General features: G+C 68.2%; 23 protein-coding genes. 13 read left to right on the top strand and 10 right to left on the bottom strand.

Going from position 1 to position 21043, the window contains the following annotated elements:
* Together psrA and BBJ41_RS30600 are read right to left on the bottom strand one after the other, a co-directional pair.
* The gene (gene psrA / locus BBJ41_RS30605; RefSeq protein WP_236872092.1) at positions 1 to 1206 is read right to left on the bottom strand and encodes an iron-containing alcohol dehydrogenase PsrA; all 1206 of its coding nucleotides are present in this window, start codon (positions 1204 to 1206) and stop codon (positions 1 to 3) included.
* 144 nt (positions 1207 to 1350) lie between these two features.
* The gene (locus BBJ41_RS30600) at positions 1351 to 2226 is read right to left on the bottom strand and encodes a LysR substrate-binding domain-containing protein (protein ID WP_069749904.1); all 876 of its coding nucleotides are present in this window, start codon (positions 2224 to 2226) and stop codon (positions 1351 to 1353) included.
* Between the two features lie 125 nt (positions 2227 to 2351).
* On the opposite strand from BBJ41_RS30600, the gene BBJ41_RS30595 reads away from it, so the two are divergent.
* The 4 genes from BBJ41_RS30595 (at position 2352) to BBJ41_RS30580 (ending at position 6384) form a co-directional block, all read left to right on the top strand.
* Positions 2352 to 3311 (top strand): LysR family transcriptional regulator, encoded by a 960-nt coding sequence (locus BBJ41_RS30595; protein WP_069749903.1) that lies wholly within the window; start codon positions 2352 to 2354, stop codon positions 3309 to 3311.
* A 183-nt stretch (positions 3312 to 3494) separates the two neighbouring features.
* Positions 3495 to 4574, top strand: coding sequence for a DSD1 family PLP-dependent enzyme (locus BBJ41_RS30590; protein WP_418222322.1), 1080 nt, complete (start codon positions 3495 to 3497; stop codon positions 4572 to 4574).
* Positions 4575 to 4668: 94 nt separating this feature from the next.
* Positions 4669 to 5640 (top strand): ornithine cyclodeaminase family protein, encoded by a 972-nt coding sequence (locus BBJ41_RS30585; RefSeq protein ID WP_069749901.1) that lies wholly within the window; start codon positions 4669 to 4671, stop codon positions 5638 to 5640.
* A gap of 24 nt (positions 5641 to 5664) precedes the next feature.
* Positions 5665 to 6384: an HAD family hydrolase gene (locus tag BBJ41_RS30580; protein WP_069749900.1), complete on the top strand. Its 720-nt coding sequence runs from the start codon at positions 5665 to 5667 to the stop codon at positions 6382 to 6384.
* A gap of 61 nt (positions 6385 to 6445) precedes the next feature.
* On the opposite strand, the gene BBJ41_RS30575 is transcribed toward BBJ41_RS30580, so the two are convergent.
* Together BBJ41_RS30575 and BBJ41_RS30570 are read right to left on the bottom strand one after the other, a co-directional pair.
* Entirely contained in the window at positions 6446 to 7063 is a 618-nt protein-coding gene (locus tag BBJ41_RS30575; RefSeq protein ID WP_069749899.1) for a glutathione S-transferase family protein, read from the bottom strand.
* Positions 7064 to 7158: 95 nt separating this feature from the next.
* The gene (locus BBJ41_RS30570; protein WP_069749898.1) at positions 7159 to 7527 is read right to left on the bottom strand and encodes a hypothetical protein; all 369 of its coding nucleotides are present in this window, start codon (positions 7525 to 7527) and stop codon (positions 7159 to 7161) included.
* An 81-nt stretch (positions 7528 to 7608) separates the two neighbouring features.
* Between BBJ41_RS30570 and BBJ41_RS30565 the strand changes: the two genes are divergently transcribed.
* Positions 7609 to 8076, top strand: coding sequence for a MarR family winged helix-turn-helix transcriptional regulator (locus BBJ41_RS30565; protein WP_069749897.1), 468 nt, complete (start codon positions 7609 to 7611; stop codon positions 8074 to 8076).
* Positions 8077 to 8110: 34 nt separating this feature from the next.
* Here the strand turns inward: BBJ41_RS30565 and BBJ41_RS30560 are convergent, their stop codons facing one another.
* Positions 8111 to 8704, bottom strand: a complete 594-nt coding sequence (locus BBJ41_RS30560; protein WP_069749896.1) for a TetR/AcrR family transcriptional regulator — start codon at positions 8702 to 8704, stop codon at positions 8111 to 8113.
* 118 nt (positions 8705 to 8822) lie between these two features.
* Here BBJ41_RS30560 and BBJ41_RS30555 point away from each other — a divergent pair, with 118 nt between their 5' ends.
* The 4 genes from BBJ41_RS30555 (at position 8823) to BBJ41_RS30540 (ending at position 12213) form a co-directional block, all read left to right on the top strand.
* Positions 8823 to 9878: a saccharopine dehydrogenase family protein gene (locus BBJ41_RS30555; RefSeq protein ID WP_069749895.1), complete on the top strand. Its 1056-nt coding sequence runs from the start codon at positions 8823 to 8825 to the stop codon at positions 9876 to 9878.
* Positions 9865 to 10626, top strand: coding sequence for an isocitrate lyase/PEP mutase family protein (locus BBJ41_RS30550; protein ID WP_069749894.1), 762 nt, complete (start codon positions 9865 to 9867; stop codon positions 10624 to 10626). Before BBJ41_RS30555 ends, BBJ41_RS30550 begins: the two co-directional genes overlap by 14 nt.
* Before the next feature lie 135 nt (positions 10627 to 10761).
* A complete protein-coding gene (locus BBJ41_RS30545; protein WP_069749893.1) occupies positions 10762 to 11319 on the top strand; it encodes a carboxymuconolactone decarboxylase family protein in 558 nt (185 codons plus the stop codon).
* A gap of 48 nt (positions 11320 to 11367) precedes the next feature.
* Complete coding sequence (locus tag BBJ41_RS30540) at positions 11368 to 12213, top strand: helix-turn-helix domain-containing protein (RefSeq protein WP_069749892.1); 846 nt, start codon at positions 11368 to 11370, stop codon at positions 12211 to 12213.
* Positions 12214 to 12259: 46 nt separating this feature from the next.
* Here the strand turns inward: BBJ41_RS30540 and BBJ41_RS30535 are convergent, their stop codons facing one another.
* The gene (locus tag BBJ41_RS30535) at positions 12260 to 13471 is read right to left on the bottom strand and encodes an MFS transporter (RefSeq protein WP_069749891.1); all 1212 of its coding nucleotides are present in this window, start codon (positions 13469 to 13471) and stop codon (positions 12260 to 12262) included.
* Between the two features lie 71 nt (positions 13472 to 13542).
* On the opposite strand from BBJ41_RS30535, the gene BBJ41_RS30530 reads away from it, so the two are divergent.
* Positions 13543 to 14592: an AraC family transcriptional regulator gene (locus tag BBJ41_RS30530; protein WP_069749890.1), complete on the top strand. Its 1050-nt coding sequence runs from the start codon at positions 13543 to 13545 to the stop codon at positions 14590 to 14592.
* Positions 14593 to 14714: 122 nt separating this feature from the next.
* Here BBJ41_RS30530 and BBJ41_RS41315 read toward each other — a convergent pair whose 3' ends face one another.
* Positions 14715 to 14882 carry a hypothetical protein gene (locus tag BBJ41_RS41315; protein ID WP_167362228.1) on the bottom strand — a complete coding sequence of 56 codons (168 nt, stop codon included), beginning with the start codon at positions 14880 to 14882 and terminating at the stop codon, positions 14715 to 14717.
* 57 nt (positions 14883 to 14939) lie between these two features.
* The gene (locus BBJ41_RS30525; RefSeq protein WP_069749889.1) at positions 14940 to 16829 is read right to left on the bottom strand and encodes a DUF3857 and transglutaminase domain-containing protein; all 1890 of its coding nucleotides are present in this window, start codon (positions 16827 to 16829) and stop codon (positions 14940 to 14942) included.
* Between the two features lie 367 nt (positions 16830 to 17196).
* Here BBJ41_RS30525 and BBJ41_RS30520 point away from each other — a divergent pair, with 367 nt between their 5' ends.
* The 3 genes from BBJ41_RS30520 (at position 17197) to BBJ41_RS41310 (ending at position 17938) form a co-directional block, all read left to right on the top strand.
* Positions 17197 to 17382: a hypothetical protein gene (locus BBJ41_RS30520; RefSeq protein WP_069749888.1), complete on the top strand. Its 186-nt coding sequence runs from the start codon at positions 17197 to 17199 to the stop codon at positions 17380 to 17382.
* 76 nt (positions 17383 to 17458) lie between these two features.
* Entirely contained in the window at positions 17459 to 17734 is a 276-nt protein-coding gene (locus BBJ41_RS30515; protein ID WP_069749887.1) for a hypothetical protein, read from the top strand.
* 45 nt (positions 17735 to 17779) lie between these two features.
* Positions 17780 to 17938: a hypothetical protein gene (locus tag BBJ41_RS41310; protein WP_167362227.1), complete on the top strand. Its 159-nt coding sequence runs from the start codon at positions 17780 to 17782 to the stop codon at positions 17936 to 17938.
* A 108-nt stretch (positions 17939 to 18046) separates the two neighbouring features.
* Here BBJ41_RS41310 and BBJ41_RS30510 read toward each other — a convergent pair whose 3' ends face one another.
* Positions 18047 to 18367: a DUF1840 domain-containing protein gene (locus BBJ41_RS30510; RefSeq protein WP_069750449.1), complete on the bottom strand. Its 321-nt coding sequence runs from the start codon at positions 18365 to 18367 to the stop codon at positions 18047 to 18049.
* 300 nt (positions 18368 to 18667) lie between these two features.
* Positions 18668 to 20638 carry an APC family permease gene (locus tag BBJ41_RS30505; protein WP_069749886.1) on the bottom strand — a complete coding sequence of 657 codons (1971 nt, stop codon included), beginning with the start codon at positions 20636 to 20638 and terminating at the stop codon, positions 18668 to 18670.
* Positions 20639 to 21043 lie beyond the last annotated feature (405 nt).

Below are 21043 nucleotides of genomic sequence, written 5' to 3'. Positions count from 1 at the left end.
TCAGTGAAGCGCCCGCTCGGGCTGCTCCGGGCTGAAATCGAAATGCGGAAAGCGTGCGCGCGTGCCGATGAAGTTGCGGCCGCGCGCACCGTCGAACGCGTGGTCCACGATTCGCGCCCATTCGTGCGCGTCGATGCCGTAAGCGGCCGGGTGGCTCGCGACGCCGAGCGCGTCGAGCAGCGCCTCGAGCTGCGCGGGCGCCGACGCCGTGTCGCCGAAGATCTCGCGCAGCGCGGCGTCGCATGCGTCGTCCATGCCGAGCGCCGCCTGCATCACAGCCGGCAGGCAGAACGAGCACGCGATCCCGTGCGCGACGCCGCGCGTCAGCGTGATCGCGTAGGAGATGTTGTGTGCGAGCGCCGTATGCGTATTCGAGAACGCCAGCCCCGCGCGCAGCGCGCCGAGCGCCATGTCGCTGCGTGCATCGAGATCGTCGGGATGCGCGTTCACGCGGCCGAGGCCGCCGATCAGCTCGCGCGCCGCCTGCACGGCGAGGCCGCGCGTCACCGGGTTCGCATGGATGTTCCAGATGCTTTCGAGCGCGTGCGACAGCGCGTCGAGGCCGCTCGCGAGCGTCGGCTGCATCGGCAGGCCGACCATCAGGCGCGGATCGACGATCACCGTTTCCGGATAGAGATCGGGCCGCGACAGCGACAGCTTGCGCGCGTTGTGCGGATCCCAGACGGTCGCCCAGTGCGTCACTTCGCTGCCCGTGCCAGCCGTGGTCGGGATCGCGACGATCGGCAGCGCGGGGCGCCCCGTATCGTCGACGTCGGCGTTGCCCGACAGGATGCGCAGCACGCGATCGAAATCGCCATGCTCGGCCGCGAGCACTTTCGCCGAATCGATCACCGAGCCGCCGCCGAGCGCGATCAGCACGTCCGGCTTCGCGGGCAGCGCGGCGAGCCGATCGCACGCGCGCCGCAGCATCGGCACCGACGGGTTCGCCTCGACGCAATCGATCCGCGTGAGCGCAGGCCCGAGCTGCGCTTCGAGACGGTCCGCGATCCGCGCGAATACCGCGTCGGGATACGTGACGATCGCGTAGCTGCGGCCGGCGAGCGCGTCGCTCACGCTGGCCAGCGCGTCGACGCCGAAGCGGATCCGCACGGGATTGTGGAAACGCCAGTCGCGTCGTACGACGGGTGACGTGACATCGTCGGCATCGCGAATCGTGCCGGACGGTGAATCTGCAGCGGAATTCATGCTCGCACCTGAATCGAGTGGGTATGCGCAGCAGGTTAGGCATCCGCGATGACGCGTTCGTGATCGAAAATCCCGGTCATTTGCTATGGATCGACCGAATTTTTCGATCGATCGCCGCTGCGGGCCCGCGAGCACCAGCCGCCTTCATGCGGCGCGCGACCGGCACCGCGCGACCGCATCGAAGAACGACGCGACCAGCCGGCTGTCGCGCCGCTCGCTCAGGCAGCACACGTGGATATGGGTTTCGACCGGATCGCCGTCGATGCGCAGCGGCCGCAGCCGCTCGTCGGGCACGTATTCGGCCTTCGACACCGTGCCGACGCCAAGCCCGCGCGCGACGGCCTCGCGCAACGCTTCGCGGCTGCCGATGTCCATCGCGACGCGCGGCGTCAGGCCGGCCGACGCCATCGCGTCTTCGAGCGCGCGGCGCGTCGTCGAGCCCGGTTCGCGCATCAGCAGCGGCTCGCCGGCCAGTTCGCGCAGCGTGATCGCATCGCGCTTCGCAAACGGATGCGTCGCGCGCACGAACGCGATCACCGGAAAGCTCGCGTAGCGCTGCGTAAAGTAACGCGCGTCCTCGAACGCGCGGGCCACCACGCCGACGTCGCATACGTACTGGTCGAGATCGCGCAGCACGGTTTCCGAATTGCCGAGCGCGACCGACAGGTGCATGTGCGGATGAAGGGCGTGATACGCCTCGATCATCTCAGTCACGTGGAACGGGCCGACCGCGCCGATCTTCAGCGAGCCGCGCTGCAATGCGCCGCTGTCGCGCAGCAGCGCGGCGGCATCGGTCTCGTCGCTGCAGATCCGCCGTGCGATCGGCAGGAATTCCAGCCCGACCGCGGAAAGCTCGACGCGCCGGCCGCGCCGGTGGAACAGCTCGACGCCGTGTTCGTGTTCGAGGGTCTGGATCTGCGACGTGATCGTCGTCTGGCTGGTGGACAGCGCACGTGCGGCCGCCGTGAAGCCGCCGTGCTGAACGACGGCGATGAAACTGCGAAGCTGGGTGAGGGTCATGACGGTCGATCGATCGGGAATTTCGTGTCGAATGCCGTGTGGCATCGGGAAATTCAATGTATCGGGCGAATGTGACAGGCACGCTCCCGCTGCCTCGATGGATTCGCGGCGTGATGTGCGGTTTAATGCCTGACACTTCCGGCATTAAGAGACATGAAATGCTCGACCTCGAGGATCTTCGCCTGATACGCGCGATCGGCACGTCGCGTTCGCTGGCTTCCGCCGCCCGGTTGCTCGATCTCACACCGCCCGCGGTCACGATTCGCCTGCAGCGGATGGAGGCGCGCCTGGACGCCAGGCTCGCCGTGCGACAACCGAAAGGGATCGCGTTGACCGACGAAGGGCAGCGGCTGTACCAGGAAGCCGTCGACATTCTCGAACGCGTGGAGGCGCTGCCGGTCACCATCGCGGGCGACCACGGCGACGTGCAGGGCACGCTGCGCGTCGTCGCGCCGCTCGGCTTCGGGCGCAAGTACGTCGCCCGGATCGTGCGCGACGTGCAACGCGCGCATCCGAGGCTGGAAATATCGCTTCACCTGTCGGAGAGCCCGTTGACCAGCGCAGCGGGGGCCGACGTGGTCGTTCATGTCGGCAGCCTCAAGTCGTCGTCGTGGATCGCGTATCCGCTCGCGCCCAACGAGCGCTTCCTGTGCGCGAGCCCGGCATACGCACGCCGCATCAAGGTGCTGGAACATCCGTCCGATCTGGCGCAATACGACTGCCTGTGCCTGCGCGAGAACGACGAGGACATCCCGCGCTGGCGCTTCTCGCCCGGCGGCGACGCCCAAGGCGAGCCGCGACGCTCCGTCGTAATCCGCGCGACCGGCGCGCTCTCCTCCAACGACGGCACCGTCATCACCGAATGGGCGCTCGCCGGGCTCGGCATCGTGGAGCGTTCCGAATGGGATGTCGCGCCGCTGCTGGCGAACGGCAAGCTCGTCCGGTTGCTGCCCGGCTGGAATTTGCCGCCCGCGCCCGTGACCGCGCTGTTGCCATCGCGCACCGGCCGATCCGCCCGGCAACGGATTTTTCTCGAAGCCGCAAGGCAGTTTCTCGATCCGCCGCCGTGGCGGGGCAACGCATGAGCCGCGCTCGTGCGGCTCACACGGCTCATGTTCGTTAAATTGCACTTAATGACGAATTAGACATGCGTTAAACACGGCACTCGCCGGCGGCTCTACAGTGTTCGCGTCGGCAACACTCCGAGGCAACGCATCGTGGATATTCAAACCCTCAACACCCCTGCTGCATTGATCGACGTTCGCCGCATGCGTCGCAACATCGACCGCATGCAGGCGCATCTGGACGCACTCGGCGTCCGCTTCCGGCCGCACGTGAAGACCACCAAATGCCGGCACGTCGTCGACGCGCAAATCGCGGCGGGCGCGCAAGGCATCACGGTATCGACGCTCAAGGAAGCCGAACAGTTCTTCGCGGGCGGCATCCGGGACATCGTCTATGCGGTCGGCATGGTGCCGGCCAAGCTTGGTCAGGCGCTGGCGCTGCGCCGGCAGGGCTGCGACCTGAAGATCGTCGCCGACAACCTGCAGGCCGCGCACGCCATCGCCGCGTTCGGGCGCGAGCACGGCGAGCGCTTCGAGGTCTGGATCGAGATCGACGTCGACGGCCACCGCTCGGGTGTGCCGCCCGAATCCGACCTGCTGATCGCCATCGGCCGCGCGCTGGTCGATGGCGGGATGGTGCTGGGCGGCGTGCTGGCTCACGCGGGCTCGAGCTACGAATACGACACGCGCGAAGCGCTGGCGGCGATCGCCGAACAGGAGCGCAGCCGCACCGTGCGGGCCGCGGAGCGCCTCAGGGCCGCCGCGCTGCCCTGCCCGACCGTGAGCATCGGCTCCACGCCCACCGCGCTCTCGGCGAACAACCTCGACGGCATCACCGAGGTGCGCGCCGGCGTGTACGTGATGTTCGACCTCGTGATGCACAACATCGGCGTGTGCGAACTGTCGGACATCGCGCTGTCGGTACTGACCACCGTCATCGGACATCAGGAAGAAAAAGGCTGGGCGATCGTCGACGCGGGCTGGATGGCGATGAGCCGCGACCGCGGCACGCAGCGCCAGGCGCGCGATTTCGGCTACGGGCAGGTTTGCACCGAAGACGGCGAAGTGCTCGGCGGCTATGTCGTGAGCGCGGCCAACCAGGAACACGGGATCGTGTCGCGTGCAGGCTCGCCCGACCCGGGCATCGCACAGCGTTTTCCGGTCGGCACGCGCCTGCGCATCCTGCCGAATCACGCTTGCGCCACCGGCGCGCAACACCCCGAATATCTGGCCATCGGCGAAAACGGCGACGCGCACGCGTGGCCGCGCTTTTACGGGTGGTGAGCGCCGCCTTCGCCCTTGCATTGACTATTTGTCTAAATCTGGACACACTTTAAACCTTCCTCGATCCGCCTTGCGCCGGCAAGGCTCGCCCGACATGCCGACCGACGCCCGACTCCTGCTGCTCGACCGCGACGCCATCGCCCCCGCCCTTCAGGCGGAGCGAGTGATGGCGGCCGTCCGCGAAGCCTTCGTGCTGCACAGCCAACGGGCCGGGCGCGTGTTCCCGGTGGTCCGCGAGAAACTGCACACCGGCGGCGTATTCGGCATCAAGTCGGGCGACGTCGCGAGCCAGGATCTGCTCGGCTTCAAGGCGGCCGGGTTCTGGCCCGGCAACCGGAGCCTCGGCGGCGAGCCGCATCAGGCCACCGTCGCGCTGTTCGATCCGGCCACGGGCAGACCGCTGTGCATCATGGATGGCAACGCGATCACCACCGCGCGGACCGGCGCCGCAGGCGGCCTCGGGCTGCAACTGCTCGCCCGCCGCGACAGTACGCGGATCTGCGTGTTCGGCACGGGCGTGCAGGCGCGTGTCCAGCTCGACTACGCGCTCCGGCTGCTGCCGCAACGTTGCTCGGTGCAGTACGTGAACGTCGGCGGCGAGCCGGACGCGGTGTTCGAATCGGCTTTCAGCGAACGCTGTACGATCCGCGTGGCACGCAGCCGGAACGATGCGGTGGCCAACAGCGATGTGGTCATCACGACCACGCCCGGCGGCGGCGCATTGTTCGACGCGGATGCGGTTCAGCCGGGCACCCATCTGACCTGCGTGGGTGCCGACACGGCCGGCAAGCGCGAGTTGCCGGCCGGCGTGCTGGAACATGCGCGTATTGTCGTCGACGATCACGATCAGGCGCGCAGCATCGGCGAGTGTCAGTGGGCGCCGGATCTGCCGCGCACCGAAATCGGCGACGTGCTCGCCGGAACGGTGTCGATCGACCGCTCGCCGGATGAAATCACCGTATTCGACATGACCGGGCTCGCGCTGCAGGACCTGACCGTCGCGCGTTTCCTGTATCAGCAGGCGCTCGATAACGGCACCGGTATCTCCGTTCCGTGGCCCTGGTAAACGACTTCCGCTCCATCAACCGCCATGCGTCTTGCCAAAGTATCCGCCCTCTCGTTCGACCTGGACGACACCCTGTGGCCATTCGGGCCTTCCGTCGAACGGGCCGAAGCAGCGCTTCGCGCGTGGCTGATCGAGCACGCGCCCAATACCGCGAGCGTGCTGCCCGAACAACAGGCGCTGAGCGATCTGCGTGAGGAATACGAACGTTTGCGACCGGACCTCGCCAGTGACTATCGCGCGCTGCGGCTCGGATCGATCCGGCTTGCGCTGGCGCGCGCGAACGAGGACGTCACGCTGACCGAACGCGCATACGAAGTCTTCTATGCCGCGAGGAACAGGGTCGAGTTCTATGAAGATACGTTGCCGGCGCTGGCGTGGCTGAGCGCCCGGTTCCCGTTGATCGCGGTGACCAACGGCAATGCCGACCTCCGGCTGACCGGGGGCGGCGAATTCTTTCGTGCAACGCTCAGTGCGCAGGCGTTCGGGACGGCCAAGCCGGAACCCGGAATATTCCACGCGGCGGCGAAGGCGCTCGACGTGCAGCCGGCGGAACTGCTGCACGTCGGGGACGATTACCACCTCGATATCGTCGGCGCGTTGAACGCGGGGCTTCAGGCGGCGTGGGTGGTGCGCGACACGCATCCGGAAGTGGAGCGCGGCGTGCCTGCCGCGACGCCGCATCTCACGCTGCGCGATCTGTCGATGCTGTGTCGCGCGCTTGGCGGGCCGGTCGGGGTGTCGTGACTGCAGGCCGGCGCGTTGCAGCCGGTCATGCCGATGCAGCGCATGACCAGCCCGCTTTCCATCACGCCGCCTTCCTCGCATCCGCGATCCGCTGCGGCGCCTTCGGCCGCGCATACAGCCGTTCGAGATACGCGCGCAGTTGCGGGAACGGTTCGATCAGGTGGCATTCGCTCGCCCAGTCGATCAGGTAGACCGTCACGCAATCGGCCACCGTCAGCGAATCGCCGACGATGAATTCGCGCCCTTCGAGATGCTTGTCGAGAATCGCGGCCATCGTCGTGAAATCCTCGCGCGCCAGCTCGATATCGGCCGGCGAACGCTTCTCGGGCGGATAGAGGAACGTGTGCCGCGTAATCCGCCACAACGGCTGCTCGAGCTCCGTCACCGCGAACATGACCCACCGATAGGCCTCGGCGCGCAGCGCCGGATCGACGGGCAGCAGCGCCTTCTCCGGGTACTTGTCCGCGAGATACAGCACGATCGCGGCCGACTCGGGAATCACGAGGTCGCCGTCCACCAGCACGGGCACCTTGCCGGCCGGATTGAGGCGCAGGAATTCGGGCCGCTTGTGCTCGCCCTGGAGCAGGTTGACCGACACGAACTCGAAATCCGCATCCAGTTCCTTCAGCCCCCACAACGCGCGTTGCGAGCGGGTGCCAGCGAATCCGTAAAGCTTCATCGCAAATCTCCATCCAGAATGTCGGAAAAATTTCCGCATGCGGGCCGCGGCGCATCGACGACGCGCGGCGCCCGGCATGGCTCATCGCGCGTCGCTCACGCGCCGGGAATCGCCAGCACCGGCATCACGTCGACCGTCTCGCCCGGGAACAGCGTGAAATGCGGATGGCCCTCGAACAGCGCGGCCGCCGCATCATGCGATGCCGCACGCACGACGGTGAAACCGCTCATCGCGTTGGCCGTGTCCTCGACGCCGCGCTTCCCGACGGTCTTGGTCCTGCCGAGCGGCCCGCCCAGCTCGACGATCGCGTCGCGATGCCGGTCGACCCACGCCTTCCATGCGGCAATCCCTTCCTGCTCCCGCTTGCGCCGCTCCTGTTCGGGCAGCGCCACCCATGCCTGCATGGCCGGGCTATCCTTGCTCCCGAGGAATACGGCGAGATACAACTGCTGTTGAGCACTCATGCTGCCTCCTCCAGTGACGGGCACGGCGGGCTGCCGCGCCTCGACCTTGACAAGATAGGTTGATATCAACACAATTGCAACATGGCACGCAAAGAAAAGCTCCCTTTCGAAACGACGCTGATGGTGCGCGACTGCTGCCTGTGCCTGCACATGCAGCGCGCGGCGCGCAATCTCGCGCGCATCTTCGACGATGCGCTGCGCCCGCTGGATCTCACCAACGGCCAGTTTTCGCTGCTGATGTCGCTGAACCGGCCGCAACCGGCCCCGATGAAATCGGTGGCGTCGCTGCTCGCGATGGATCGCACCACGCTGACGGCCGCGCTCAAGCCGCTCGAGCGGCGCGGCCTCGTCACGATCGTGCAGGACCCGGACGACGGCCGCAGCCGCCTGCTCGAACTGACCCAGGCCGGCCACGACCTGCTCGCCGAAGCGTTTCCGCTGTGGCAGCAGACGCATGCCGACATCGAACGGCCCTTCGCGCCGGGGGAAGTCGATCTGTTGCGCGATCAGCTGCGCACGCTGTCGGTCGATCCGGCAGCACGCGACTGAACCGGCCCGCGAAACGCGGCGGGCGGTGCCCCGCTTACTTCCTGCCCTTCTTCGGCAGCAGCAATTGCGCGATTTCCTGCAGGAAATGCACGGGCCCATGCTCGTGCAGCGCGCGCCCGCTGCTGAGCGCGCCGTCGATGACCGTCGCGAGCCGCAGCGCGAAGGTTTCCGGCTCGTCGACCCGCATCGCGCCCGCCAGCTCCGTCAGCCGGCGCCGCAGTTCCTGCTTGTGCGCGACGGCGACTTTGCGCGCCGGATGGTTGTCGTCCGCATATTCGGCGGCGATGTTGATCTGCGGGCAGCCGCGATAGCCGGGGCGCGCGATGCGCTCGCCGATCCATTGAAGCTGCGCGTCCAGCTCCTCGCGCGGCGTGCGCTTGTACTGCTGCGCCACGACATCCCAGTGCGCCCAGAAATCCGCGTCCTCGCGCAGCAGGAACGCCTCGATCAGGTCGTCCTTCGTCGCGAAGTGCCGATAGAGGCTCGTCTTCGCGACGCCCGCCTGCGCGACGATCAGGTCTACGCCCACCGCCCGCGTGCCTTCCCGGTAGAACAGCGCGCTGGCCGTTTGCAGAATGCGTTCGCGCGTATCGGGCGCGCCCGCCTGTGTATCCGTTCCTTTTTTCATCCCGACTCGGCCGCTCAGGGCCGCCCGTACCGCAACAGTGAAGCGATCATAGCACCGCAGGGTTGACGACGCTACAGGTCTGTACTATAAAACAGACCGTTCTGTATCGGAGTTGATCATGAATGATCGGATGACGGTTGCAGTCTATGGCGCCACGGGTCACACCGGGCGGTTCGTCCTCGCCGAACTGGCACGGCGCGGGCTCGGCGCGATCCGCATCGGGCGCGATGCGGCGCGGCTCGCGGAAGGTGGCGGCGACGCCGGTTCGTCACGCGTCGCGGCGATCGACGATCCGGCCGCGCTCGATGCCGCACTGCACGGCGCGGATGCCGTGATCAACTGCGCGGGGCCGTACCTCGATACCGCGCTGCCGCTCGCCGATGCCGCGTTGCGAGCCGGCATCCCCTACCTCGACCTGACGGCCGAACAGCCTTCGGTGCTGGCGCTGGCCGAACGAACCGACGCCCGTGCGCGCGCCGCCGGCGTGACCATCGTGCCCGCCGCGGCGTTCTACGGCGGCCTGGCCGACCTGCTCGTCACGGCCGTCGCCGACAGGAACCAGCCGATCGACCGCGTCGACATCGCGACCGGGCTCGACAGCTGGCATCCGACGCGCGGCACGCGCGTGACCGGCGAACGCAATCACGCGGTGCGGCTCATCCAGAAGGATGGCAACCCGACACCGGTTCCTTCAACGGCACTCGAACGCACGTGGCCGTTCGCGCCGCCGATCGGCAGCGTCGGCGTAACGCTGCTGCCGTTTTCGGAAGTGATGACACTGTCGCGTCATCTGCGCATCGATACGATCGAATCGTGGCTCGCGACGCTGGCGCTGCGCGACGTGCGCGATGCCGCCACGCCGGCGCCCGAGCCGGCCGACGCGCTCGGCCGCTCGGCACAGCAGTTCGCGATGGACGCGATCGTCGTGCAGGGCGGCACGACGCACCGCGTCACCGCATCGGGACGCGACATCTACGCGGTGAGCGCGCCGATCATCGTCGAAGCGGCCGTGCGCCTGATGACCGGCAATGCCGTCGTGTCAGGCGGCGTACGCAGCCTCGGCGAATTGTTCGATGCGCGCGATTTCCTCGCGGCGCTCGATACGGTGGCAGTATCGTTCGGCACGACCAACGACCCGGTTTTCACAAGGAGAGACAAGCATGGGCAGCAATGAGAAAGGCGCGTATTTCCGTTCGCTTCACCGCGCGGGCCAGCCGCTGGCGCTGTTCAACGTGTGGGATGCCGGCAGCGCGCGCACGGCGGCCGACGCGGGCGCCGTCGCGCTGGCCACCGGCAGCTGGTCGGTGGCGGCAGCCAACGGTTTCGTCGACGGCGAGCAGATGCCGCGGGCGCTGATGATGGAAGTGCTCGAACGGATCACGCGTGCAACCGACCTGCCGGTCACCGTCGATCTCGAAAGCGGATACGGCGAGCGGCCGGAAGATGTCGCCGAGACGATCGCGCTCAGCATCCAGGCCGGCGCGATCGGCTGCAATCTCGAGGACAGCTTTCCGGCAACGGGCGAACTGCGCGACGCCGAAGGAGCTGCGACCCGCGTCGCGGCGGCACGGCAGGCGGCCGATCGCGCGGGCGCCGACTATTTCATCAATGCGCGCACCGACGTGTTCTTCAAGGCCGCGGCCGACACGCACGACGAACGGCTGCTCGACGCAACGCTGGCGCGCGCACGTGCGTACGCAGCGGCCGGTGCGAACGGCTTGTTCGTGCCTGGCCTTCGTTCGCCGGCGCTCATTCGCGCGCTGACGGCCGCGTCGCCGCTGCCGGTGAACGTGATGCGCGTGTCGGAAACGCCGACGCTCGCCGAACTCGCGGAATACGGCGTGGCCCGCATCAGCCACGGGCCGTATCCGTATCTGCAGGCGATGAAGGCGCTTGCGACGCTGGTCAAGCAAGGCGGCTAGCGGAATCGCGGCACGGACGGCCGTCGCGCGCGCGTCGAACGATTACATCCGATGTAATTGGCGCCCGACATGCCCGCCCCTACGCTTCGGGTGTCGCGCCGCCATTCCGGCGGCGCGCCTCACCCGGGAGACATCATGTCCGCCTATCCGCTTCATACGGTCGACTCGGCGCCGGCCGAATCGCAGCCCGTACTCCGGCAACTCCAGCAGACCTTCGGCCTGATCCCGAACATCGCGGCGGCGATGGCCGCATCGCCGGTGCTGATCAACGGCTTCATCGGCCTGTTCGAACGCGTGCACGCAAGCAGCCTCACCGAGCCGCAGATCCAGACGCTGCTGCTCACCAACGCGGTCACGAACGCGAGCGAATGGCCGGTCGCATTCCACACCGCGCTCGCGCTGAAACAGGGCGTATCGCCCGCCGACGTCGATGCGATCCGGCGCGGTGGCCTGCCCGGCGACGCGAAACTGGCCGCGCTGTCGGCCACGGCGCGCACGCTGATCGAAACCCGCGGCCGCATCGCCGACGCCGACCGGCAATCGTTCGTCGACGCCGGATTCAGTGCCGAGCAGTTGCTCGAAGTGATTGCGGTAGTCGCCGCATCGACGATCACGAACTACGTCGGCAGCGTCGCGCGGCCGGCGCTCGAAGCGCCGTTCGACGCATTCGCGTGGCATGCGCACGCCGCGTGAGTCCGATATAGTCGTGCGCGTCGATCACGGAACGATCAGGGCCATCCGATGAACGCCAGCCGCCGCGATCCGAACGCGCCGCCGCACGAACTGGGCCGGTTGTTGCGCTACTGGCGCGACGTGCGCGGCGTGAGCCAGCTCGACCTGTCGCTCGACGCGGGCATCTCGCAACGCCAGATCAGTTTCATCGAAAGCGGGCGCAGCGTGCCGGGCCGCGACACGCTGCTCACGCTCGCGCAGACGCTGGATGTGCCGCTGCGCGAGCGCAACGCGCTGCTGCTCGCGGCCGGGTATGCGCCCGTGTATTCGGAAGCGCCGTGGGACGCGCAGGAGATGCAGGGCGTGATCCGCGCGCTCGAGCGGGTCGTGCGCCAGCACGATCCGTTTCCGGCGATCGTGATGGACCGCCACTGGAACGTGCTGATGACCAACGATGCGGCCCCGCGTTTTTTCGGCTGCTTCATCGACATGGCCGCACGCGAAGGCCCGCGCAACCTGCTGCGCCTGATGTTCGATCCGCACGGCATGCGGCCGTTCGTGGCCGACTGGGACACCGTATCGCGCAGCCTGCTGCAGCGCGTGCATCGCGAATCGGTCGGCCGCGTGCTCGACGACGACACGCGGCACCTGCTCGACGACCTGCTCGCGTTTCCCGATGCGCCGCACGACTGGAACACGCCGCCGGCGCCGGCCGCCGCGCCCGCGATGCCGGTCATCCCGATCGGCTTCGTGCACGAAGGCGTCGTGCTGCGTTATTTCTCGCTGGTCACGACGGTCGGCACACCGCAAAGCGCCGCCGCGCAGGAGTTGCGCATGGAATGCATGTTTCCCGCCGACGACGCGACCGAAGCGCGCCACCGGCGGTTGCTCGACGCGCACGCGCCGGCGCGTTGAGCGGCGGGCCGATGCGCGATCGCGCCAGGCGGCCCGCCGGCGCCGGTCATTCCGCCAGCGCGGGCACCACGCCGACCCGCTTCGGCACGCCGGTCACGATCGTCGCGACCGCGACGGCCAGCACGACGGCCGCGCCCACGAACACGCCGGCCGCGCCGTTCGCATCGAACACGACGCCGCCGGCCGCCGCGCCCGTCGCGATCGCGAGCTGGATCGCCGCGACGATCAGCCCGCCCGCGCTTTCGGCCTCATCCGGCACGGTGCGCGTGACCCACGTCGACCACGCAACCGGCACGCCGCCGAACGCCATCCCCCACAACGCGACGAGCACCGCGTCGATCATCGGCGCGCGGCCGAGCGCGACGAGCGCGATGCCGAGCACGACCATCAGCGCGGGCATCGCGATCAGCATCGGCCGCAGCCGGTGTTCGAGCACGCGGCCCGCAAGCGACGTGCCGACGAAGTTGGCAATGCCGTAGCCGAGCAGGATCGCCGACAACCCGTTCACGCCGACGCCCGCGACCTGTTCGAGGAACGGCCGCAGATACGTGAAGAACGCGAAATGCCCGGTGAACACGAGGATCGTCGCGAACATCCCGAGGCCGACGGTCGGCCGGCGCAGCACGTCGATCAGCGTGCGCAGCCGCGTCGTGCCGCTCGGCGGCATCGACGGCAGCGTCATGAGTTGCGACACGAACGAAACGCCGCCGAGCACGGCCGCGATCAGGAACACGTTGCGCCAGCCGATCAGGTGACCGAAGTAGCTGCCCATCGGCGCGGACGCGATCGTCGCGACCGCCACGCCGCTGAAGATGATCGACAGCGCGCGCGGCACCATCGACGTCGGCACGAGCCGCATCGCGGTGGCCGTCGCCATCGTCCAGAAGCCGCCGAGCGCGACGCCGAGCACCACGCGGCCGATCAGCAGCGTCGTCAGGTTGGGCGCGAACGCGACCGCCAGATTCGCTCCGACGAGCAGCACCGAGAACGCGAGCAGCACGCGGCGCCGGTCGATCGTGCGCGTCACGGCGGAAATCAGCAGGCTCGTGACGAGCGCGACCGTCGCGGTGGCCGTGACGGCCTGCCCGGCCACGCCTTCGGTCACGCCGAGGCTCTCGGCCATCGGCGTGAGCAGGCTCGCGGGCAGGAATTCGGCCGTGACGAGCCCGAAGACGCCGAGTGCCATCGCAAATACCGCGCCCCAGGCCGGTTCGCGGGGGGCCGCCGTCGTGGCGGCCGAGGAGATTCCGGGATTCATGCGTGGTTCCGTTGTCGTATAGGGAAAATACCGATGACGGCGTATCGTAAGGAACGGCAACAGGACGGTCTATGACATACAATCCGCTCTTGTTGATCGATCGTCCGAATCTCAAAATGTCCGATCCCGTTCTTCCCCCCATTCCCGACGTGCACGACCTCGTCAGCGAGCTGCTGCTGGGGATGCGGTTGAGCGGTGTCCAGTACCGCCGCATCCAGGTCGCACGGCCGTTCGGATTGCGCTTTGGCCAGGCGCCGGGCCGTGCGCAGTTCCACTTCGTCGGGCGCGGGCCCGTGCTGCTGCGCGACGCGTCCGGCGAAACGATGCGGCTCGAGGCCGGCGACGCCATCCTGCTGCCGCACGGGCGCATGCATTCGCTGGTGTCCGATCCGGATGCGCCGTGCCGCGAGATCCACGGCTTCGAGGCCGCGAAGATCTGCGATACGGTCGCATCGGTGGCGCCGGCCGGCGCCTCGCCCGCAGGCTGTGCGACGGCGGAGCCGGGCACCGGCGATGCGCTGATCTTCAGCGCGTGCATGGAGCTCGATCTCGGCGGCATGCAGCCGCTGGTCGGCACGATGCCCGAGTTCATGCACGTCGGCACGCTGCTCGCGCGCTACCCGGAAATCCGCCCGATGCTCGACGCGATGGAGCGCGAATCCTGTTCCGCGCGCGCGGGCTTCGCGGGCATCCTCGCGCGGCTCGCGGACGTGGTCGCGGCGTTCATCGTGCGCGGCTGGGTCGAGTGCGGATGCGGCGACGCGACGGGCTGGGTGCAGGCGCTGCGCGAGCCGAAGCTCGGCCGCGCGATCGTCGCGCTGCATCGCGATCCGGGCCGCAACTGGAGCGTCGCGGAGCTGGCCGCCGAGGCGGGCGTATCGCGCTCGGTGTTCGCCGAGCGCTTTCTCGCGGCGACCGGGATGACGCCCGTGCGCTACCTGACCGAGCTGCGGATGCGGCTCGCCGCGCAGTGGATCGCACGCGACCACGAGGCGATCGAAGCCGTCGCGTACCGGCTCGGCTACGGCTCGCTCGCCGCGTTCAGCCGCGCGTTCAAACGCGTGGTCGGCAAGCCGCCGGGCGCCGTGCGCGCGGACGGCGAGGTGCGCGTCGACGCGTAACGCTGGGCGCTTGGCGCTTGGCGCGCAACCCAAGCATGGAGCCGCCGTGCGTCGCCTCTCTCCGAAGCCGCACGCGCTCCGACGCAGTTCAAGCTGACGCCGCGCGGGATGTCCGCTTACGTTCAGCCGCTACGCGCTTCGAGCGTGTCGACCAGCGCCGTCGCGCACTGCACGGCAAGCGCCGCGCACTGTGCTGCGTCCACTGGCGCGCCGCTCGCGACGGTACCCTGCACGATCCGGCCCAGCAATTCCTTCGAGAGATCGGCGATCTCGTAGTCACGTTCCGTCATGATGTCGCTCCTGCGCGTCGCGCCGATGGCGGCAACGCGCTCACTGCCCCTGCCCGTTCAACGCCCTTTCGCCCGCACGACGATCTGCGCCTGCGTGTCGCGCTCGATGCGTTCGAGCGACGCGCGCAGCGCCGAGAATTCGTCGGGCGTGCACACCTGTCGGCCGAAATCCGCCTTCATCCGCCGCGAGACCTGCACGACACGCGCGGCCGCGTCGAACACGTAATGCGACGTGAAATCGACGAAGCGATCGTGCACGGCCGCATCGGCCGGCAGGTCGGTCACGACGACATCGGCCGGCAGCGCGATCTGGCCGGTCTCGTCGAACGTGCCGCCGATACAGCCCCACGGCTGCGTGCGCACGGGTTCGGCCAGCCAGCTTTCGACCTGCGTCGCGATCCCGCCCGTGAGGCTCGACAGCGCGGGCAACGCGGTCGTGCCGTCGGGCCACACGAAGTGATCGAGCGTGCCCGATACCGTCACGTCGAACGGGCCGTCGGTCGTGCGCCGGTCGCTGGTCGACAGTTGCGCACGGCCGCGCAGGCCGCTTTGCCGCAGGCGTTCGGTCGCGAGCTGCTCGATGCGGTCGCGCGGCGCGCGACGAAACAGGTTGCGTTCGAGTTCGGCCGTCCAGCCGTCGTCCTCGATGTACGCATGAAAGCGCGCGTCGCCGCGCTGCGCGGCATCGATCGCGAGCCGCGCAATGCGCGCGCGCGGCTGCGTGGCCGGCGTGCGCGACAGCACGCCGGTGTCGACCAGCAGCGCGGGGCGATCCATCACGATCGGCGGCACGTAGCCGAACGCGATGCCGGCGGTCGTCGTATCCGCGTAGAGCGCGAGGTCGGGCAGCCACGTGATCGCATGATTGATCGCGCCGCCGCCGTAACCGGGCACGGACGGCAGCGTATAGACGGCGCCCAGATTGATCAGCACCGGCTCGCTGCGGATGCCGACCGCCGCGAGCAGCGCGCCGAACAGCGCGACATGGTCCTTGCAGTCGCCGTAGCGGTTGCGCAGGATGTCCGTCACGCGATGCGGCGCGGCGGCCGTTTCGCCGAGAAAGAGGCCGACGTAGCGCACGTTCGCCTGCACCCAGTCGTACAGGATGCGCGCCTTGTCGCGTGAATCGGCGGCGTCCGCGGTGAGCGTATGAGCGAGCTGCACGACGGCCGGATCGCCCGCGCTCGGGTCGACGGCGGCGTTGCGATAGCGCGCGGCGAACGCCGCGTAATCGGGCAGCGTCGACACGACGAGCCGGTCGCCGTAGGTCGGGTAGCCGACCGCGCCGTTCTCGATGCGGTCGTACGGGCCGTGCCGGTAGTCGAATTCGTAACGCGTGCGGCCGTTCGCGGTCACCGGCGGCAGCGCGACGTAGCCGCGCGCGTCCGCGTACAGCGGCATGTCGGCCGGCACGTCGAAGATCAGCCGCTGGCTGTCGACGGGCTCGCGCGACGGCTCCACGTAGTAGCCGAAGTAGCCGCGATTAACGGGCTTCGTGCGCGTCTTGCGGAACGCGACGCGCGTGCTCCATCCGGCTTCGACGCCGGGAAACACGACCGTGCGCAACAGCCCGTCCTGGAACGTCGGCGCACCGGCCGAGCGCGGCTCCTGTATGTCGCGGATGCCGTCCGCGCCGACCGGCCGCGCGACGCCGTCGCGGTCGATCGTCTCGGCCGCGAGCAGGTCGACCTTCTCGAGATTCTTGTCGAACCACACGTAGCGCTGCGCGACCGCGTCGATGCCGTTCGCATTGTTCGCGCGCAGCGTCGAATCGTCGTGCTCGTCGAGCGATCCGTCGTGCTGGATCACGAATTCGTGCACATCGCTGACGAGCGTGACGGGGGCTTCGTCGCCGGCGTTGCCCGTGTCGGCCAGGGTCGTGCCGGCGCCGAGCGCAGCGGCGCAGACGAGCAGGCAGCCGGTCAGTCTGGAAGGAAAACGCACCACGTCGAGGCTCTCCGCGCGTTCGTTTCGGGACGCCAGGGTTGCGCGTCGGCGTAGGCGGTTCGACCCGCATGACGCGCACATGACAGGCCGCGCGCCGCGCGGCCATCGTGCGACCCAGTGTGGGTGACGTGCCGGCGAGCGTCAAGCCGCGGGGCGGAAGCTTGCTCGCGAAGCCTCCGGCCGCTCACGGCAGCGTGACTGTCTTCGCAATGCCGGAATGCCACCCTTGCGCAATAGATTCCGCGTTAGATCGGCATTTATATCACGACGTGATATATAATTCCGGTATGTCATCCGTGCGTGCGGTGTCGACGGAGCGAACGACGCGCCGCCGAGCCTGACATGCCGACATGGGGAAGGAGACATCATGCTGATCAACAACGACTTCGAAATCGGTTACCTCGTGATTGCATTCGCGCTGCTGGGCGTGATCCTGTTCGGCGCGCTGCTGACGGCGCTGCATCTCGAGCGGTGGCATCCGAAACTGGTCGGCGCCGCGATCGGCGCGCTGATCGGCATCGCGCTGATCGAAGCGATGCCGATGCTGACGTGAACATTGCCCGGCGCGGATTCGTCCAATCAACCGCCGCGCGGGGTCGGAACGACCGGCACCCGCCCGGGAAACCGTCATGGAATCGCCGCTCTGCCTGACCTATCGTGCGTGCGAAATCCGCGCGTGCGCGCTCGTCGACCCGGTAGCCGGCGAAGGGCTCGAACTCGGCGCGCTGTACCGACCGCTCGCTGTCGTGCACTGGCGCGATGCGGGCGGGTACCACGAAACGCACCTGCTCGACCCGAAGCACCACGTGTTTCGCAACCACGCGGACGCGGTCAGGATCTCGGTCGCGCTGGCCAAGCGCTTCATCGACACGCAGCTCGACGGCACCGTCATGCCTGCCGGCTGACCGGTAGCCGTCGCGCACCTCGTCCGTTGTCCATCCGGAGGCGACATGGAAAACGCCATTGTCCAGGCCCTGATCCTGCTCACGATCCTCGTGTTCGCGGTACTGTTCTTCACGGCCCGGCGCGACCGCGATCGTACGCGCGACAGGCTGCTGCACCGGCCCGCGCGACGCTCGTCGCGCTCGCATACGCATCATCATTCGTAACCGGGCCGCACAAAAAAATCGGCCGGCGGCCGACGCATCGTTCGACGCGAGGCCGCCGGCCTTTCAGCGGAGGTCCAGTTTCGTGGGCGGCACGCGCACGATGCGCGCCTACACGCCCCACATCACGTGCCGGCCCTGTTCGTCGGCCGCACGCATCATGTCCAGCAGCGGCCACGCGCGCTGCGCGAGCCCGCCCGCGGGCCGCGACGTATCGTCGTGCAACGCCAGCGTCGAATGCGCATGCGCGCTCTCTCTCGCCGCATCGTCCCTGATGGCCTGTTCGAGCCGCGCGATCGCGCCCGGCAGCTCGTCGGTGGAAATCACACCGCGCACGTCGAGCCCCTTGCCGACGAGCCCCAGCAGATACTGCGCCAGATCACGCAACATCACGATATCGGGTGCGGCGGAAGACCGAAACGTCACCAGCATCGTCATTTTCCCTTGTCGTCGCCGCGAAACCGCACGGCGCATCGCGCCGCCGGTCGCGGCGAGGCCCGTCGGCGCCCCTGCTCTGTGCGCGCGCCGCCCGGTTCTCCTGAACCGGACGTTCGCCCGGCACGATGCGCGTCGCGCGGCCGGGTTCATTTACGACGCAGAAGCAGGATGGCGCGAAGACCTGCTTTCATTTTATATCACATTATGATGTATTCAAGCGTAGAGATCGGGAATAAGCACAATCACATGTAAAAATCGCCCGCTGATTCGACACGCTTCGAGCAAAGCGCTGCACTACCCGACGTTCATCGGCAGCAGCACCATCTGCTTGCCCTCGACATGCAGGCGCGCCTGCAATTCGACGGGCGTCTGGTTGTGCAGCCACGCGGTCAGGAAATTCACGCGCCGGAAGATCAGCTTGCTCGCGAAGCACACGGCGTTCGGATACGCGTCGAGCGTCGACGATGCGAGGTTCATGAATTCCACGACGGGGTTCGTGCCGAACGCGATCCGGTAGTCGGCCGCGATGCCGTTGCGGCGGCAGTGCGCGACATAGTAGTCGAGCGCTTCGGTGATCGTGTGACGCAGCCGTTCGAGATGCTCGTGCCCGTCGTACGCCTTCGCATCGACCTCGCCGACCGCGAGGAAGATCACGTTGCGGAAATGCCCGGGAAACAGCCGGTTGACCCACAGCAGCGCGTGCATGCTCGCGCCGCGATGCTTGCCGACCAGCAGCACGGCCGTCGGCTGCAACGGATCGGGCTTGCCCGGCGCGGTGGCCTCGTCGACTTCCGGCGGCTTCCCGGAGAACAGCGCGTCCTCCTTCGCGAGTTGCGCGCGCGTGTACGCGTAGTGGCGGTTGATCATGAAGCACAGCGCGATCACCGCGCTCGTCACGAGCACCGTGAGCCAGCCGCCCGCGGTGAACTTCTCGACCAGCGTGATGACGAGCACGGTCGCCGTCACGCTCAGCCCGAGCGCCGACAGGAAGAAATGCTTGAACCAGCCGCGCTCGCTGCGATGGCGCCACCAGTACGTGCACAGCCCGAGCAGCGACAGGCTGAACGTGAGGAACACGTTGATGCTGTACAGCACGACGAGCACGTCGACGCTGCCGTGCGTCCACAACAGGATCAGCAGGCTCGACAGGCCGACGACGATGATGCCGTTCTGCCGCACGAGGCGCGTCGACAGGTCGCGGAAATGGCGCGGCACCCACGAATCCGACGCCATGTTCGACAGCACGGCCGGGCCGTCGAGGAAGCCGGTCTGCGCGCCGACCATCAGCAGCCCGGCTTCGAACGCGAGCACGGCCGCGAGCAACGCGTGGCGCGCGAACGCGGAGCCGAGCCCGAGATGATCGATCACGCTGCCGAACACGACCGCGTTGAGCGTCTCGCCTTCGACGGGCCGCGCGTGCCACAGCATGTACAGCAGGATGATGCCGCCGGCCGTGAACGCGAGCGACGTCGACATGTACCACATCGTCACCTTGCCGTTCGGCACGCGCGGATCGGCGAGCATGTTCACGTTGTTCGACACGGCCTCGAGGCCCGTATAGGTGCCACCGCCGAGCGAGAACGCGCGCATCAGCAACGCAAGCATCACGAACACGCCGAGCGACTGCGACATCCCGTGCGCCTCGTGCACGGCGTCGGGCACGATCATCGCCAGGTTGCTGCCGTGCACCGCGACGCCGTACACGATCAGCCCGAAATGCAGCACGACGAAGCCGATGAAGATCGGCAGCAGCACCATGATCGATTCGCGCATCCCGCGGAAGTTGAGCCCCGTCATCATCAGGATCAGCACGATTTCGGTCGTGAGCTTGAACGCCTGCGCGCTGATCGGCAGCAGGCTGAAGAATGCGTCGACGCCGCTTGCGAGCGACGTCGCAACCGTCAGCACGTAGTCGACCAGCAGCGCCGCGCCCGACACGAGCCCCGGCTTCGAGCCGAGCAGCGACGTCGCGACGCGGTAGCCGCCGCCGCCCGTCGGGAACAGCTCGATCACCTGGTTGTAGCCGAGCGCGATGATGAACACGGTCGCCGCCGTCGCGAGCGCGAGGAACAGCGCGAGCGGCGTGTGGTGCGCAAGCGCGAGGAACGCCTCTTCCGGGCCGTAGCACGACGACGACAGGCCGTCGGCGCCGAGCCCGACCCAGGCCAGCAACGGCGTCACGGCGATCGCATGCCGCGTGCGCGGATCGAGCGGGTCCAGCGGCTTTCCGACCAGCAACTGCCATACCTTCTGGAATGCGGTCATGGTCTCCTCCCGGAGCGCCGGACGCGGCGGCGTGATCTTCTAAAGCTAATCGACGCGCAGGCGTCGCGCCAGTCCGCATCTTCCATAAGGGCCGCCCGGCGGCCGCGCGCCGCTTTCAGCGTGTAAACGAACGCCGCCGGCAGCCACGCGCCGGATCGGCCGCCTGAACGCGCTCGCGCGGGGCGGCGCACCCGGTCCGGCCGCGTCGCGGTCGATCTTCCCGCCCGCCCCGGCCATGCCCGGCGCCCGGGTTTCCGTCTCCCGATATCCATCGCCGCGCCTGTCGCCGCCCGCTCCGTCCGCACGAATGCGATCCGGGCCCGCGTCCCGGTCGTGCGTTGTTCCCCGCAATTCGACTTTTGTGCGCGCGCAACAATGGCGATGCCTCGCGCCCGGCGCCAGGCG

Source organism: Burkholderia stabilis, assembly GCF_001742165.1.
Taxonomy (GTDB): domain Bacteria; phylum Pseudomonadota; class Gammaproteobacteria; order Burkholderiales; family Burkholderiaceae; genus Burkholderia; species Burkholderia stabilis.
This window is presented reverse-complemented; position numbering and strand designations above follow the sequence as displayed.

What these genes read in the sequence shown, in the direction of transcription:
- BBJ41_RS30560 (WP_069749896.1), bottom strand. Translation starts at nt 8,704, where the DNA reads ATGAAAAAAGGAACGGATACACAGGCGGGCGCGCCCGATACGCGCGAA.
- BBJ41_RS30545 (WP_069749893.1), top strand. Translation starts at nt 10,762, where the DNA reads ATGTCCGCCTATCCGCTTCATACGGTCGACTCGGCGCCGGCCGAATCG.
- BBJ41_RS30565 (WP_069749897.1), top strand. Translation starts at nt 7,609, where the DNA reads ATGGCACGCAAAGAAAAGCTCCCTTTCGAAACGACGCTGATGGTGCGC.
- BBJ41_RS30515 (WP_069749887.1), top strand. Translation starts at nt 17,459, where the DNA reads ATGGAATCGCCGCTCTGCCTGACCTATCGTGCGTGCGAAATCCGCGCG.
- BBJ41_RS30505 (WP_069749886.1), bottom strand. Translation starts at nt 20,638, where the DNA reads ATGACCGCATTCCAGAAGGTATGGCAGTTGCTGGTCGGAAAGCCGCTG.
- BBJ41_RS41310 (WP_167362227.1), top strand. Translation starts at nt 17,780, where the DNA reads ATGGAAAACGCCATTGTCCAGGCCCTGATCCTGCTCACGATCCTCGTG.
- BBJ41_RS30585 (WP_069749901.1), top strand. Translation starts at nt 4,669, where the DNA reads ATGCCGACCGACGCCCGACTCCTGCTGCTCGACCGCGACGCCATCGCC.
- BBJ41_RS30555 (WP_069749895.1), top strand. Translation starts at nt 8,823, where the DNA reads ATGAATGATCGGATGACGGTTGCAGTCTATGGCGCCACGGGTCACACC.
- BBJ41_RS30540 (WP_069749892.1), top strand. Translation starts at nt 11,368, where the DNA reads ATGAACGCCAGCCGCCGCGATCCGAACGCGCCGCCGCACGAACTGGGC.
- BBJ41_RS30570 (WP_069749898.1), bottom strand. Translation starts at nt 7,527, where the DNA reads ATGAGTGCTCAACAGCAGTTGTATCTCGCCGTATTCCTCGGGAGCAAG.
- BBJ41_RS30590 (WP_418222322.1), top strand. Translation starts at nt 3,495, where the DNA reads ATGCGTCGCAACATCGACCGCATGCAGGCGCATCTGGACGCACTCGGC.
- BBJ41_RS30520 (WP_069749888.1), top strand. Translation starts at nt 17,197, where the DNA reads ATGCTGATCAACAACGACTTCGAAATCGGTTACCTCGTGATTGCATTC.
- BBJ41_RS30510 (WP_069750449.1), bottom strand. Translation starts at nt 18,367, where the DNA reads ATGCTGGTGACGTTTCGGTCTTCCGCCGCACCCGATATCGTGATGTTG.
- BBJ41_RS30550 (WP_069749894.1), top strand. Translation starts at nt 9,865, where the DNA reads ATGGGCAGCAATGAGAAAGGCGCGTATTTCCGTTCGCTTCACCGCGCG.
- BBJ41_RS30600 (WP_069749904.1), bottom strand. Translation starts at nt 2,226, where the DNA reads ATGACCCTCACCCAGCTTCGCAGTTTCATCGCCGTCGTTCAGCACGGC.
- BBJ41_RS30580 (WP_069749900.1), top strand. Translation starts at nt 5,665, where the DNA reads ATGCGTCTTGCCAAAGTATCCGCCCTCTCGTTCGACCTGGACGACACC.
- psrA (WP_236872092.1), bottom strand. Translation starts at nt 1,206, where the DNA reads ATGAATTCCGCTGCAGATTCACCGTCCGGCACGATTCGCGATGCCGAC.
- BBJ41_RS30535 (WP_069749891.1), bottom strand. Translation starts at nt 13,471, where the DNA reads ATGAATCCCGGAATCTCCTCGGCCGCCACGACGGCGGCCCCCCGCGAA.
- BBJ41_RS30530 (WP_069749890.1), top strand. Translation starts at nt 13,543, where the DNA reads ATGACATACAATCCGCTCTTGTTGATCGATCGTCCGAATCTCAAAATG.
- BBJ41_RS30575 (WP_069749899.1), bottom strand. Translation starts at nt 7,063, where the DNA reads ATGAAGCTTTACGGATTCGCTGGCACCCGCTCGCAACGCGCGTTGTGG.
- BBJ41_RS41315 (WP_167362228.1), bottom strand. Translation starts at nt 14,882, where the DNA reads ATGACGGAACGTGACTACGAGATCGCCGATCTCTCGAAGGAATTGCTG.
- BBJ41_RS30595 (WP_069749903.1), top strand. Translation starts at nt 2,352, where the DNA reads ATGCCTGACACTTCCGGCATTAAGAGACATGAAATGCTCGACCTCGAG.